Genomic DNA, 13,227 nt, shown 5'->3' with positions numbered 1-13,227 from the left:
ATGAATAACATACTAAGAAAATTTATAACTCTATTAATAATCATGGTTATATCTTTATGGTATATTTATAATTACTCATTCCTAAACAGAATCTATCTACCTATAGAAGAGGGAAAAGAGTTCTCTTTCGAAATAGCAAAAGGTGAGGGAGCATATTCAGTAGCAGAAAAATTATATAAACAAGATATCATAGTCTCAGCTACATATTTCAAATTACTTTCAAGAAATTCATCATTCAAAGTAGGTGAATATTCAATAACAGAAAAAGATGACGTAAAGAATCTTATAAAGAAATTCGACCAAGGTTTAGTAAAACAAAGCTACATAACATTCCCAGAAGGTAGCACAGTAAAGCAAATTAAAAATATATTTAAAAACAAAAAGATAAAAGGTTCGTTCCCTAAAAATATAGAGGAAGGAAGTTTGTTCCCAAATACATACGCATATACTAAAAAAGAATCTATAGAAGATATAGTTAAAAATATGTCTAATGACTTAACAAAACAGTTAGATGAACTTTGGGAAGCTAGAGATAAAGAAGCAACTAAAATATTAAAAACAAAAGAAGAGGCGTTAATCTTAGCCTCAATAGTAGAAAGAGAAACTCTTCTAAAGGAAGAAAAACCAATAGTAGCTTCAGTATTCCTAAATAGATTAAATAAGAGAATTAAATTACAAGCAGACTCAACTGTTGTTTACTTTGTTACCAAAGGTTTAGGTGATATGAAGTCAAAAAAACTTTATAAAAAACACCTGGAAAGAAAAAATCCATATAACACTTACATGAACTATGGTTTACCTCCAAAACCAATATGTAATGTTGGACGAGACGCATTAGAAGCGGTTATGAACCCAGCTAAAACAGATTTTATCTTTTTCGTAGCAGACGGCGAAGGCGGACATATATTCGCAAAAACTCTAAAAGAGCATAACAAGAACGTAGCTCAGTGGAGAAAAAAGCAGAAAAGTTATGATTTAAAGAAAATAAGAAAGTAGTGTAATAATCTTCGTCAGGCAAATTTTCCAGAAGGCGTTTTGGATAGTTTGCTTTAGATAGAAAAAAAGTAGAATTGAAAGGAAGCATAAGCGACCGCAACAATTCGTTTACGTTTTGCCACAAGCAAGGATTTTTAATCCGAAGTGGTGGAATTAAAAATGATTTTCATATTTGGTATTGCGTATAGTTAATACTCAATTGCCGAATATTAAAATTATTTATTGCGATTAGATGAAGTGAAATATACGAAACTAGGAAGGAAAAAAAATGAACATTAACAACATAGAAAATTTCTTTTACGCAAAAAGTATCGCAGTAGTAGGAGCTTCAGACAGAGAAGGCTCTGTAGGAGAAATTTTAATCAGAAATATCGCAGAAGATTTTAAAGGTGAAATATATCCAATAAACCCTAAAAGAGATGAAATAAAAGGGTTGAAAGCATATAAATCTATATCAGCTCTACCAAAAGCAGTAGACACTGTAGCTATTTGTATTCCAGGAAAATTCATCCCAGCTGTAATAGAAGAATGTGGTCAAAAAGGAATTAAATCAGCAGTTATAATCACAGACGGTTTAGATATGGATATCATCTCAGAAGATGGTAAAAATGCATTCGATGCTGCAAAAGAAATGGCAGATAAATATGGTGTAAGAATCGCGGGACCAAACTGTATAGGTATCTTAGCTCCAAATAACAATATGAATGCTTCATTCGCAAACATAAAAGCATTACCAGGTAAAATAGCTCTAGTATCAGAATCAGGTGCAGTAGCATGTTCAGTTCCTGATTATGCAACTTCTGTAAACGTTGGTTTTTCACACATATTCAGTTTAGGTGAGCAAATGGACTTAGATTTCCCAACAGTTGTTGAATACTTAGAAAATGATGACAGCTGCGAATCTATGGTTCTTTATATGAAAAAAATTCACAATAAAGAAAAATTCTTAGAAGTAGCCAAAAGAGTTTCAAAGAAAAAACCAATAGTTTTAATCAAAACAGCTTCAGAAGAAGTTGATGGTGTTACAACTGAAGATTTAGAAAATGCAGGCGTTGTAAGAATTAAATCAGTAAACGATATATACACAAGTTTAATAATGTTAAACGCAAATGTATTCCCATGCAAAGAAAGAGTTGCAGTTCTAACAAATAGTAGTGGTTTCTCAAGCATTTCAGTACAAATGTTCAAAGATTTCGGAATTACTCTTAATGATATTTCAAAAGAAACAAAAGCTAAATTAGATGCAATTTTACCTCCAACTTGGTCTCAAACAAATCCGGTAGATATAGTTGGTGATGCAACAGGTGAAAGATATGCAAAAACATTAGAAGTACTTTCAGAGGATCCAGAAATAGATACTATTCTAACTTTATACTGCCCAACGAACACTTATGCTAGCGAAGTAGCAGAAGAGTTTTCTAAGGTATGTAAAAAATCTAACAAAAACGTTGTATGTGCATTCGTAGGTGGACAAGAAGTTCTAAAAGGAAGACATATTTTCTATAAAAATAATATTCCTGTATTCAGAACACCGGAAGGTGCTGTGCACGTTATAATCAACATGTCCAAGTTACATGGAAGATATAGTAAATAAAATCCAAAGGTAGAAGTTATGGTAAAAGCAAAAACTTTAAATAATAAAAAAGTGAAGGCTTCTAATAACAAAAAGAAAGCTCCACAAGATAATCAAAAGATCTATCATAAGTATAATATAGTTCTAGAGGTTCTTGTAGGGCTTTTTCTACCTATAATAGCTGCTATATGGCTTGGCAACTACTATTCAGATAGAGCCGGTACAAATATAATGCTAGAAAGCTTATATATAGGTTTAGGTTTTGGCGCTCTTAATACGATAATTCTTTTACACAAGGAAATTTCAAGATTTTATAAAAATCACCATAAACATAAAACAAAAGGAAAGAAGTAGTGGAGTTTAATTACCTAAATGTGCTGATAGGTTTTATAATTGCAGTTCCAGGTTTCCTATTTTTCTTCAACAGCATGTTGAAGGTCTCTAAAGATTTAAAATCTTCAGATATAGAAGATAAAGAAAATCTCCTTAAAAAAACTTTCCTTAAAAAAGCTATTATCATTTCAGCAATTATGTATCTATTAATACAATTCTTAGGTCTTGAAGGTCTCCTAGGATCTGTGTTTGCTTTCTTTATAATCCTAAAAAGATTTCCTCTAAAATAAATTTGCTAAACATTTGTTTTTCTGTTATAATTACCGGGTAAAGGTTAAACCGAGACCATCGAAAAAAAATTAGGAGAAAAACAATGAAATTAAAATTTTTAACTCTAATGAGTTTAGTAGCAGTACTGTCATTTACTAGTTCAAGTTATGCAGACGTTCAAAGTGATTGTGAAGCAAAATATTCATCTATTCAAAAAGAAAAAAAGAGAAATAGAAAAATTAAAAACTGTATTAAAAAAGCGAAAAAGAAAGATCTTAGAGCTGAAAAAAAAGAAAAAAAAGCTGAAATTAAGTCAGATAAGAAATCTTGCATGGAAACTTGTAAAAGCCTAAAAGGTAAAGAAAAAAGAGACTGCAAAAAATCTTGTAGAAAAGGCGCTAAAGCAGAAAGAAAAGAATTAAGAGAAATGACAAAAAAAGAAAAAGATCTTTTAAGAGACATAATAAGAGCAGAAGTTAAGTAAGGGAGATAAAACATGAAAAAAATATTAATAACATTATTCTTGGCATCAGTTCCATTTAATGCAATGGCAGTTAGAGATGAATATCTTAAAGAAGAGTTAGGTGGCTTAAGCGAAGAGCAAATAAGAGATAAAGCCCTAGAAATATGTAAAGAAGAAAAGGGAACTGATAAAATATCTCAAGCCGCAAAATCAAATTCTCCATGGAATGAATTTGATCTACCAAATGTTAGGGATGGTTTTAAAAGCATAATTGAAGACTCTGTTTCTAGTGAAGTAAAAAATTCTGCAGAATTTAAATCTAAAAAAAGCTTAGAAGATAAATTCGTTTACTTAAGAGATGGAAATCATTTAAAAAGCAACTCAGAATATTCAGAATATGTAAAAAACCTTGCTTATGAATCTGTTGAGCCTAAATGTAAATTGCAATTAGATGGAATAGTTGAAATTTTCAAAAAAAGAGCAGGTCTAGAATAATATAGATTTATCTAAGGCGTAATCAAAAGGATTGGTAAAAACCGGTCCTTTTTATTTTTCCCTTGACTCGAATCTTTTTTGACACCATAATATGAGTGAGCGCTCACTCATAAATAAAATGTAATTCGGAGGAAAAAATGAAAAGAAAAAAAGTAATACTTATAACAGGTGCTTCATCAGGAATTGGTAAAGCAACAGCATTAAGGTTAATCAAAGAAGGGCATAAAGTTTACTGTGCAGCAAGAAGTCTAAATAAAATGGAAGACTTAAAAGAACAGGGTGGTCTTCCTATAGAAATGGATGTTTCTAAAACAGAAAGCATAGAGAGGTCTTTCAAAAAAATCATAAAAGAAAATGGAAGAATCGATGTTCTATATAACAATGCTGGATTTGGGCTTTACGGTACTGTAGAAGAAATACCTATGGAAGACTTAAGATATCAATTTGAAGTAAACTTCTTTGGGTTAGTAAAGTTAACACAATTAGCAATCCCATATATGAGAAAACAAAAATCTGGAAAAATAATAAATACTACATCTATTGGTGGTAAAATATATTCACCACTGGGATCTGCCTATCACGCAACAAAACATGCTGTAGAAGGTTGGTCAGATTGCCTAAGAATAGAGTTGAAAAAGTTTGGAATAGACGTTATTATTATTGAACCAGGCATAATACATACAAACTTCGCAGAAGTACTAGAAGAACCAATGAAAGAAATTTCTAAGAATTACGCTTATAAAGGAATTCTAGAACATACATTAAAGATGATGTCTCAAATTGAAAGAAACGGTTCATCTCCAGATGTTATTGCCAAGGTGGTACAAAAATCAATACGAAGCAGAAGACCTAAAACAAGGTATGCAGCTGGGTATATGGCTAAAGCCACTCTATGGATGAGAAAACATTTTAGTGATAGATGTTATGATAAAATCATCATGAGCAGATTTGCTAGATAAAAGGAATTTATATAAAATGACAACTAAAGAAAAGATACTTGCAAGCGCATTAAAACTATTCGCAAAACAAGGAATAGATAAAACCTCAACAGCTCAAATAACTAAAGATGTTGGAATAGCTTCAGGTACTCTTTTCGTTCACTTTAAAACAAAACAAGATTTAGTAAATTCTTTGTATAAAGGTATAAAAGAAAAGCTTTTAAGCGGAATAAATGCCTTTGTAAAAGAAGATGATTGTGAAAGTTCCAACATTAAAATCTCCATAAAACACATGATGGAATACTTTCTTAAAAACTATGAGTCTCTAAAGTTTATAGAGCTAACAGAATTAGGTGCTCACGTAAGTAAAGATGTTAGAGAAGAAATAGAAAAAAAATATTCATTTGTATACAATGGATTTGAAAATCTTAAGAACCAAGGTGAACTAAAGGATATTGAATTAGAAATTCTGCAAGATATAGTTTGGCAAAATATGCAAACAATAGTTAGACAGCATAAAAACAAAAAACTAAAATCCATAGATGATATTTATGTCGATGTAGTTTGGGATAGTATAAAGAAATAACCTAAGTTATCATAAAAATTTTTTATCTAATTTATCTCAAGGGGCTTTAACAAAAGTCCCTTTATTTATTTTTCCCAAAAAAAAACACCCCATGGTTGAAATAAAGTGGCATGCCCGAGAGAATGGGAGTAGATTTCAAAAACAAAGTGAATTGAAATCGTTTACGACCGGCCCGCAAGCAAGGACAAAGTCCGCCGTGGCGGAATTGAGAACCGAAGGTTTGAATCCATGCACAAAACTTAATAAATAAAAAAAACACCCCATGGGTGAAATAAAGTGGCGTGCCCGAGAGGATTCGAACCTCTGACCTACTGCTTAGAAGGCAGTTGCTCTATCCAGCTGAGCTACGGGCACATCGTTTGATATGAGCAACATTATAATAAACAAAATTAATATTGCAACATTTTTTTTCAAAAAAATTTTTAAAGAAAAAATGAGGGGTTGTTTTTAATCCATACGTATTATAAATTATAAGGGTAGGATATATAAAAACGAATGAGTTATAATTTACATAAGTTATCAGATGAAGACCTGATGAAAAATATCGCAAAAGGAGATGAAATTTCCTATTCTATTCTAGTGGATAGATATTTAAATAAAGCGATATCTTATGCTAAAAAATTATATATAGAAGACTATGAGGATCTAGTTCAGAGGGTATTTTTAAAAATTTGGAAAATGGCTAAGTACTATAATAGTGATAAAGCAAAGTTTTCAACATGGTTCTACAGAATATTACAAAACCAATCTTATGATGACTTAAGAAAGGTTAAAAGAGAAAAAGAGTTTATAGAAGAGTATAAAAGTAACATTCCTACAATTAGCTCTAATTTAGAGGATAATCTCTTAAATGAAACATCAAATAAATCATTAGTAATATTAGTAATAAAGAATTTAAAGAGCAGAGAACAAAAGGTTATAATATTAAGGTATCTAGAAGAGATGAGTATAAAAGAAGTTTCTGAAATAATGAAATCATCGGAGAAGGCTATAGAAACATTGCTCACAAGAACAAAAAAGAAAATGCTAGATATACTAAACAAAGAAAATTATGAAATTTAAAAGGTCATATAATGAGCAAAACAATAGAAACAAAATTAAAAGAAAAAATAATGAAAGAGGTTGCGTCTACAAAACAATTTCCTAGACTGCAAAATTCCATTTCTGATTTTTCAGAAACTATTAAATCAATTTTATCTTTCAAATTAGACTTTTTAATTTTAAAAGAAACAATATTAGCAATAATTTTGCTATTAATCGGATTTTCTCTAGGGACTAGGTTGGAGGAACTTTCTAGTGGGGGAAATAACTCTCAATTAATTAATTCAGATGATTACATGGTGTCTAGCATCGCATATGGGTATTACATTGAGGAAAAACAATAACAATACAATAAAAGGATATATAAAATGAAAAAAGTAACATTATTAAGTTTAGCAGCATTATTTGCAGTAATAAGTGCTGGTCAATCAGAAGCATTTTTCGGTGGAAAAAGAGGTGAAGGAAATAAAGGTGGATTTAACAGAGAAAAAATGTTAGAAAAATTCGATACAGATAAAGACGGAAAACTTTCAGAAGAAGAAAGATCTGCTATGAAAGGTATGATGAAAGATAAAATGCCTTCATTAGACGAAGTATTTGAAAAGTTTGACACTGATGGTAATGAAAAACTTTCTAGAGATGAATTAAAAGCCATGAGAGAAGCTGGAAAGAAAAGAAGAGCTGAAAATGATAGAGAAAGAAAAGGTAACGGTAAAGAAAGATCTGGTGAAAATCAAGGTAAGATATTTGAAAAATTTGATACAGATGGCGATGGTGAACTATCTAAAGAAGAATTCAAAGCATTAAGAGAAGCTAAAAAAGAAAGAAGAAAAGGTAATGGCAGAAGAGGAAGAAGATCTTCTGAAAGTTAATTTCTTTTTACTAAAATAGAGATAGTGCGGGACTCTCTTACTCGCACCATCTCTAAATAAGATATAGGTGAAAATATGAAAAATAAAAATATTAATAACAAATACATAGTGATTTCAATTTTATTAAACGTATTCCTATTGGGAATTATCATTGGAAGTAATAGGCCAATGCATAGAAAATGGCCAATGGAACATCTTAGAAGAGGTCATGGTAAAGGTATAATGATCGTAAGACAAATATTTTCACGAAAAGATATGAGAGAATTAAAATTTATGATCTTACCAAACATGGAAAAAGTTAGTGAATATTTGCTTGAAGAAGAAGTGGATATCAAGAAGGTAAGAAATGAATTTGCTCTAATGGAAGATCAAGTTTTGAAATTGAGAAAAGAAAAGGTTGAAACCTTCCTAAATAGAGTCGAAAATATGCCTCTAGAAGAGAGAAAAAGAATCTTTGAAAGGCATTAATTTAAAATGTAAAGCTCCTTCAAAAATAGCCATAAAGTTGGCTATTTTTTTATGATTCGTAAAATTGTTTAAAAAATTTGAGAAATCTCCCGAAATATGTTATAATATTTTCATATTTCCTAAGATAAAACAAAGTCTTATAAAATGGGTGAAAAAATAGGAAAAAAAAGTTGCAAAAACCCTTATCTTATGTATAATGGGCGTGGAAAAAATATTATATTTCATAATAGGTTTTCCATTAAAAATTAATGGAGGAATCATTGAAAAATAACGTAGGTTATATTAAGAGAATTGAAGGTGGCGTAATAGACGTTCAATTCACAGAATCTAAGCCTTGCATTAAAGGCAAATTAATCATAAAAACAGATGAAGAAAAAGATATTGTACTAGAAGTGCAAGACTATATAAGTGAAGATACAGTTCGTTGTCTAGCTATTAGCTCGACTCAAGGTCTTTTCAGAGGTGCTGAAGTTTTAGATACAGGTGAAGAAATAAGTTTCCCAGTAGGTGATGAACTTCTTGGTAGAATGGTAAATATTTTCGGAGAGCCTATTGATAATAAAGAAGCTCCACAAACAAAAGAAAGAAGATCAATCCACCAAAAGCCAGTTCCAGTTAAAGATTTAAGTACTAAAGAAGAAATCTTCATTACAGGAATTAAAGCCATAGATATTTTATCTCCACTTGAAAAAGGAGGTAAGGGTGGTCTATTCGGTGGTGCCGGTTGTGGTAAAACAGTTCTTATTACTGAAATGATCAACAACATGTTTAAACTATATAATGGTGTATCATTATTCTGTGGTGTTGGAGAAAGATGTCGTGAAGGTGAAGAGCTTTATAGAGAAATGGCTGACTCAGGCGTGCTTGATAAAACAGCAATGATCTTTGGTCAAATGAACGAACCTCCAGGGGTTAGATCTCGTGTTGCTCACTCAGCATTGACGCTGGCAGAACACTTCAGAGATGATAAAAAACAAAACGTGTTACTTATGATAGATAACATCTTCCGTTTCGTACAGGCAGGTTCAGAAGTATCAGCATTGATGAACAGAATTCCATCAAGAGTTGGATATCAATCGTCATTAGCTCAAGAGCTAGCAAGTTTACAAGAAAGAATTTGTTCAACTAAAGATGCAAGTATTACATCTATCCAAGCGGTATATGTACCTGCCGATGACTTCACAGATCCATCAGCGGCGCAAACATTCGCATACTTATCATCATCTATCGTACTATCAAGAAGTATGGCTGCTCAAGGCCTGTACCCAGCGATAGATCCATTGAACTCAAGTTCTAAAATGTTATCAAGAGCAATCGTAGGCGAAAGACATTATAATATAGCAAAACAAGTTAAGAAAACTCTCTCAGAATATGAAGATCTTAAAGATATTATCGCTATGTTAGGTTTCGAAGAACTTTCAGAAGCAGATAAGGAAACGGTTCTTAAAGCAAGACAACTTCAAAGGTTCTTAACTCAACCATTCTTCACTACAAAACACTTCACTGGTAAAGATGGTAGATCAGTAAGTTTAGAAGATGGTCTAGACGGATGTGAAAGAATCTTAAATGGAGAGTTCCTAGGCGTATCAGAGCAAAAATTCTATATGATAGGAAGTCTTGAAGAGTTAGACTTAGAGGAAAAGTAAGATATGAGAGTTGTAATAACAACACCTACAGGACTTATTGAGAAACGTCATATTGAAAAGATAAGAATTGATGGCATCAGTGGTCAATTTATGCTTAAAAGAAAGCACATAGATATGACGTCTTCATTCCCTCCCAATTTGATGAAGATTTGGGAAAAGGGTGGAGATCCTGATGGATATTATATTGGTTTAGGTTTCGGAGTTTGCGTTAAGAAAGGTAAAAACGTTCATATATCTAGTTTCAGAGTTATCGAGGGAGAAAGTCTTGAAGATATGATGGAGAAATTAGATTGTGAGTTTAACCAAATGCAAAATAGTGATGCTGAAACAAGAAAAGCTTTAGCATATCTTGAGTCTAGTATGGCAAGATTTATGCATAGAAATTCATAACTAAAATTGTAGGAGGGGCTAGCTATGAAGAAAAAAGAAAAAAGACTAAGAGCAGTAATAAAGGATAAGATTAATTCTAAATCTAGAAAAAAACGTCCAGTAGGAGATCTTCATGAATATAACATTCTTGGAGAAATAGGTTTCGGTCTTGCTCTGCCAATAGTTATTGCATTATTCATAGGTCATTACTACAGTTGCAAGCACAACGATAATTATATGCTAACAAGCATCTTAATAGGATTAGGAGTTGGCTTAATTAATACATTTATAATAACTCGTAAAGAGCTAAAACAAATAGATAAAAATAGGGCAAAGAGAATTGCTAACGAGCAAGCCTCTGAGGAAAAGAAATAATGAATAATTTAATATATGGATTTTTATTAGGCATTCCACTGTTTGCAATCTTTTTCTATGCGATGTTTAAAACAATAGAAAAGATGGGTAGAGAGAAAGATGCTATACACAAAGATAAAGCTATGTTGCTTAAAAGCTTCATACTTAGAATGCTTTTTGTCGCAGTTTCTTTCTATATAATTGTGAAACAATTTAATGCAGAAGGGTTGGCTGGAGCAATGATAGCTTTTATCATAATAAAAAAGATATCAGTATCAAAAGTAAAAAAACAAATTAAAGAAAACGAAAAAAGTTAATAGGAAAGCTTTATTCTCAGAGTTTTAAATAGTTTGCTTTAGATAGAAGCAAAAATGATTTTCATATTTGGTATTGTGTATAGGTAATACTCAATTGCCAAAGATTAAAATTATTTCTTGCGATTAGATAAGGTAAAATATTTGAAACCGTAATATTGCAAAGGAAAGTAATATGGATATATCGCCAGATACAATAGTCTTTTATGCAAAGAACTTCGAAATTATGGGTCGTACTATACCGGTTAACATTAACATGACCATAGTTGGAACTTGGATAATAATGCTATTCATAGCAATATCACTAAAACTTTTAACAAAGAATTTAAAGGGTGATATAAAAATACCAAGACTTCAAAACGTAGTAGAGGTAGTAGTAGAAGGAACTAAAAGCCAGATAGCTCAAATATCAAGAAGGGAACCATCTCAATTCCTTCCACTTATAGGTAGTTTATTCTTATTCATATTTATATCAAATTTATCTTCAATATTACCGCTATATTTCTATAGCCCAATAAGTCAAACATGGGAAGGATATCAACCTCCAACAGGTTCTTTCAGTACGACTTTAGCATTTAGTTTATTAATATTGTTCTCAGTGTTCTATTATGGAATAAGACATGAAGGTGTAAAAAAATATTTTCTATCATATTTATATCCAAAGCCATTCATGTTGCCGTTTAACATATTGAGTAACATTTCTAATACGGCTTCTTTAGCAATTAGGTTATATGGAAACATAATGAGTGGAACAGTAATTATAGCAATATTATTGGCACTTTCACCATTGGTATTTCCAATAGTAATGCAATTATATGGAATATTAACTGGATCAATCCAAGCATATATCTTCTCAGTACTAGGTCTTGTATATATATCATCTGCAATGGGTGATTTAACAGAAGAAGATTATAGAGAATCTGAAAAGTATATGACCAAATAAAACGAAATTTTTACCGGGTATGCTGAAACATTAACAGTAGGGAAGGTAAAGCAAAACGGACGACAGTCCAAAATAAACAGAACAGCAATGTTCATAAAACAGAAAAAATGTAAATAAAATTTTCACAAAGTATGTGTTATGGATTTATACGAGTATTTTGTGGAAAATATGTTGAAATAGATTTTAAATTTTGGAAGTGTATAAGTAATACATGACCAATAATTTAATAATTGATATTTCAACTTTAGTTTACGCAAAAGACGAAGGAAAAATATTATGGAAAGTATGGTAAGTACAATAGCAATGGCCTCAATCATCGGTGCTAGTATATGTATGGGTATGGGCTCAATTGGTCCAGCTCTTGGAGAAGGTAATGCAGCCGTAGCAGCTATCAAAGGTATGGCTCAACAACCTGATGAATCTTCAAACTTAAGAAGTACAATGTTCGTAGCAATGGCGATGATCGAATCAACTGCTATTTATTCACTATTAATCTCAATGATTTTGATCTTTGCAAACCCATTCTGGACTTTTGCAACAGAACAATTCGTTAAATAATTAATAGTTATTTAATAAAAGGTTTTCAAAGATTTCCTTCCAAAAAATCTTTAAAGAAAAATTTAGAAAAAGACGAATTCTTCGTATAAGTATTTTAAACAAGTATTTTGTGCGAAGAGAGTTAAAACAAGTTTTAAAATTTTAAGGAGTGTATAAATAATACATGACTGAATTTTTAAACGCAGTTTTTGCAACAATTCGTGCAAAAGACGAAGGTAAAAAATGAAAATAGATGCATTTACAATAATAATCCAAATGTTAAATTTCTTTATATTAATGTGGATATTAAAGAAATACCTATATAGACCAATAACAAATGCAATGGATGCAAGAGAAAAAGAAATTCAAAAAAGATTAAAAGCTGGAAAGATAGCAGAATCTAAGGCGGATAAAGAACGTCTTAAACTAGAAGAAATGCAAGCTTCTTTTGAAGAATACAAAATTCAAAAAGAGGATGAACTAGAAGATTGGGCATCAGCTGAAAGACAAAAGTTAAACGAAAAGTTAGATATAGTAGAAACAGAAAAAAGAGAAGGTATTCACCAATCTTTACAAAAAGAAAGTGAAGACTTCTATAACTCTATGAAAGAAAAGGTTTCAGGATTATTTGAAAAAGAAATAAGTTCAGCAATCAAAGATCTATCAGATGAAACTTTAGAAGAAAGAATTACAAAACTATTCATATCTAAACTTTCTAACAAAGACTATAAAAGAAAACAGGGTATAAATCTTAAGGAAAATACTAAAGAAGCAATCAAAGTATTAACTTCTTACACAGTTTCTAAAGAAGATAAAGCTGAAATTGAAAAGATTGTTAAATCAGAAAATAAAAATAATTTTGTAGAATTTTCTCATAACAAAGAAAGATCTACAGGTATAGAAATAATCATAAATTCTAAAAGTATAGCTTGGAATGTAGAAAGCTATACAAAGAACTTTAAAAAAGCAATTGATAAAGCAATTAACGCTTCATACAAGGTTAAAAAGTAAAAGGCAAAGGATATAAAG

19 protein-coding genes and 1 tRNA gene are annotated in these 13,227 nt (G+C 30.9%); 19 read left to right on the top strand and 1 reads right to left on the bottom strand.

The features are described from left to right. The 8 genes from mltG to N4A44_01105 all read left to right on the top strand — a co-directional run bounded on the left by mltG (window position 1) and on the right by N4A44_01105 (window position 5,654). Complete coding sequence (mltG, locus tag N4A44_01140; GenBank protein ID MCT4552250.1) at window positions 1–996, top strand: endolytic transglycosylase MltG; 996 nt, start codon at window positions 1–3, stop codon at window positions 994–996. A gap of 268 nt (window positions 997–1,264) precedes the next feature. Continuing rightward, window positions 1,265–2,590, top strand: coding sequence for a CoA-binding protein (locus N4A44_01135; GenBank protein MCT4552249.1), 1,326 nt, complete (start codon window positions 1,265–1,267; stop codon window positions 2,588–2,590). A gap of 18 nt (window positions 2,591–2,608) precedes the next feature. Next, entirely contained in the window at window positions 2,609–2,923 is a 315-nt protein-coding gene (locus N4A44_01130) for a hypothetical protein (protein MCT4552248.1), read from the top strand. Continuing rightward, entirely contained in the window at window positions 2,923–3,192 is a 270-nt protein-coding gene (locus N4A44_01125) for a hypothetical protein (protein MCT4552247.1), read from the top strand. The genes N4A44_01130 and N4A44_01125 overlap by 1 nt, the downstream gene beginning before the upstream one ends. 83 nt (window positions 3,193–3,275) lie before the next feature. Next, on the top strand, window positions 3,276–3,656 hold the full coding sequence (locus N4A44_01120) for a hypothetical protein (protein ID MCT4552246.1): 381 nt from the start codon (window positions 3,276–3,278) through the stop codon (window positions 3,654–3,656). A 12-nt stretch (window positions 3,657–3,668) separates the two neighbouring features. Then, window positions 3,669–4,130 carry a hypothetical protein gene (locus N4A44_01115; GenBank protein MCT4552245.1) on the top strand — a complete coding sequence of 154 codons (462 nt, stop codon included), beginning with the start codon at window positions 3,669–3,671 and terminating at the stop codon, window positions 4,128–4,130. A gap of 137 nt (window positions 4,131–4,267) precedes the next feature. Further along, window positions 4,268–5,089 carry an oxidoreductase gene (locus N4A44_01110; protein MCT4552244.1) on the top strand — a complete coding sequence of 274 codons (822 nt, stop codon included), beginning with the start codon at window positions 4,268–4,270 and terminating at the stop codon, window positions 5,087–5,089. Between the two features lie 16 nt (window positions 5,090–5,105). Then, complete coding sequence (locus N4A44_01105) at window positions 5,106–5,654, top strand: TetR/AcrR family transcriptional regulator (GenBank protein ID MCT4552243.1); 549 nt, start codon at window positions 5,106–5,108, stop codon at window positions 5,652–5,654. A 277-nt stretch (window positions 5,655–5,931) separates the two neighbouring features. Here the strand turns inward: N4A44_01105 and N4A44_01100 are convergent. Then, window positions 5,932–6,008 (bottom strand) — tRNA-Arg (locus N4A44_01100). 141 nt (window positions 6,009–6,149) lie between these two features. Between N4A44_01100 and N4A44_01095 the strand changes: the two genes are divergently transcribed. From N4A44_01095 to N4A44_01045, 11 genes are all read left to right on the top strand, one after another. After that, window positions 6,150–6,716: a sigma-70 family RNA polymerase sigma factor gene (locus N4A44_01095; GenBank protein MCT4552242.1), complete on the top strand. Its 567-nt coding sequence runs from the start codon at window positions 6,150–6,152 to the stop codon at window positions 6,714–6,716. Between the two features lie 11 nt (window positions 6,717–6,727). Then, on the top strand, window positions 6,728–7,039 hold the full coding sequence (locus N4A44_01090; GenBank protein MCT4552241.1) for a hypothetical protein: 312 nt from the start codon (window positions 6,728–6,730) through the stop codon (window positions 7,037–7,039). A gap of 24 nt (window positions 7,040–7,063) precedes the next feature. Continuing rightward, window positions 7,064–7,567, top strand: coding sequence for an EF-hand domain-containing protein (locus N4A44_01085; GenBank protein MCT4552240.1), 504 nt, complete (start codon window positions 7,064–7,066; stop codon window positions 7,565–7,567). A 75-nt stretch (window positions 7,568–7,642) separates the two neighbouring features. After that, window positions 7,643–8,035 carry a periplasmic heavy metal sensor gene (locus N4A44_01080; protein MCT4552239.1) on the top strand — a complete coding sequence of 131 codons (393 nt, stop codon included), beginning with the start codon at window positions 7,643–7,645 and terminating at the stop codon, window positions 8,033–8,035. 248 nt (window positions 8,036–8,283) lie between these two features. Then, the gene (gene atpD, locus N4A44_01075) at window positions 8,284–9,681 is read left to right on the top strand and encodes a F0F1 ATP synthase subunit beta (protein ID MCT4552238.1); all 1,398 of its coding nucleotides are present in this window, start codon (window positions 8,284–8,286) and stop codon (window positions 9,679–9,681) included. A 3-nt stretch (window positions 9,682–9,684) separates the two neighbouring features. Continuing rightward, on the top strand, window positions 9,685–10,071 hold the full coding sequence (locus N4A44_01070; protein MCT4552237.1) for a hypothetical protein: 387 nt from the start codon (window positions 9,685–9,687) through the stop codon (window positions 10,069–10,071). Between the two features lie 24 nt (window positions 10,072–10,095). Continuing rightward, window positions 10,096–10,425 (top strand): hypothetical protein, encoded by a 330-nt coding sequence (locus N4A44_01065; GenBank protein ID MCT4552236.1) that lies wholly within the window; start codon window positions 10,096–10,098, stop codon window positions 10,423–10,425. Next, entirely contained in the window at window positions 10,425–10,721 is a 297-nt protein-coding gene (locus tag N4A44_01060; protein ID MCT4552235.1) for a hypothetical protein, read from the top strand. Before N4A44_01065 ends, N4A44_01060 begins: the two co-directional genes overlap by 1 nt. 172 nt (window positions 10,722–10,893) lie before the next feature. Next, a complete protein-coding gene (locus N4A44_01055) occupies window positions 10,894–11,661 on the top strand; it encodes a F0F1 ATP synthase subunit A (GenBank protein MCT4552234.1) in 768 nt (255 codons plus the stop codon). A gap of 273 nt (window positions 11,662–11,934) precedes the next feature. Beyond that, window positions 11,935–12,219 carry a F0F1 ATP synthase subunit C gene (locus N4A44_01050; GenBank protein MCT4552233.1) on the top strand — a complete coding sequence of 95 codons (285 nt, stop codon included), beginning with the start codon at window positions 11,935–11,937 and terminating at the stop codon, window positions 12,217–12,219. A gap of 222 nt (window positions 12,220–12,441) precedes the next feature. Further along, window positions 12,442–13,209, top strand: coding sequence for a hypothetical protein (locus tag N4A44_01045; protein ID MCT4552232.1), 768 nt, complete (start codon window positions 12,442–12,444; stop codon window positions 13,207–13,209). The last annotated feature ends 18 nt before the right edge of the window (window positions 13,210–13,227 follow it).

It is taken from the genome of Alphaproteobacteria bacterium, assembly GCA_025210155.1.
In the GTDB taxonomy this organism is placed as follows: Bacteria; Pseudomonadota; Alphaproteobacteria; order Rs-D84; family CASDRH01; genus JAOASE01.
Note: the sequence above shows the minus strand (reverse complement) of the source record. Positions and strands in the feature narration are given on the sequence as shown.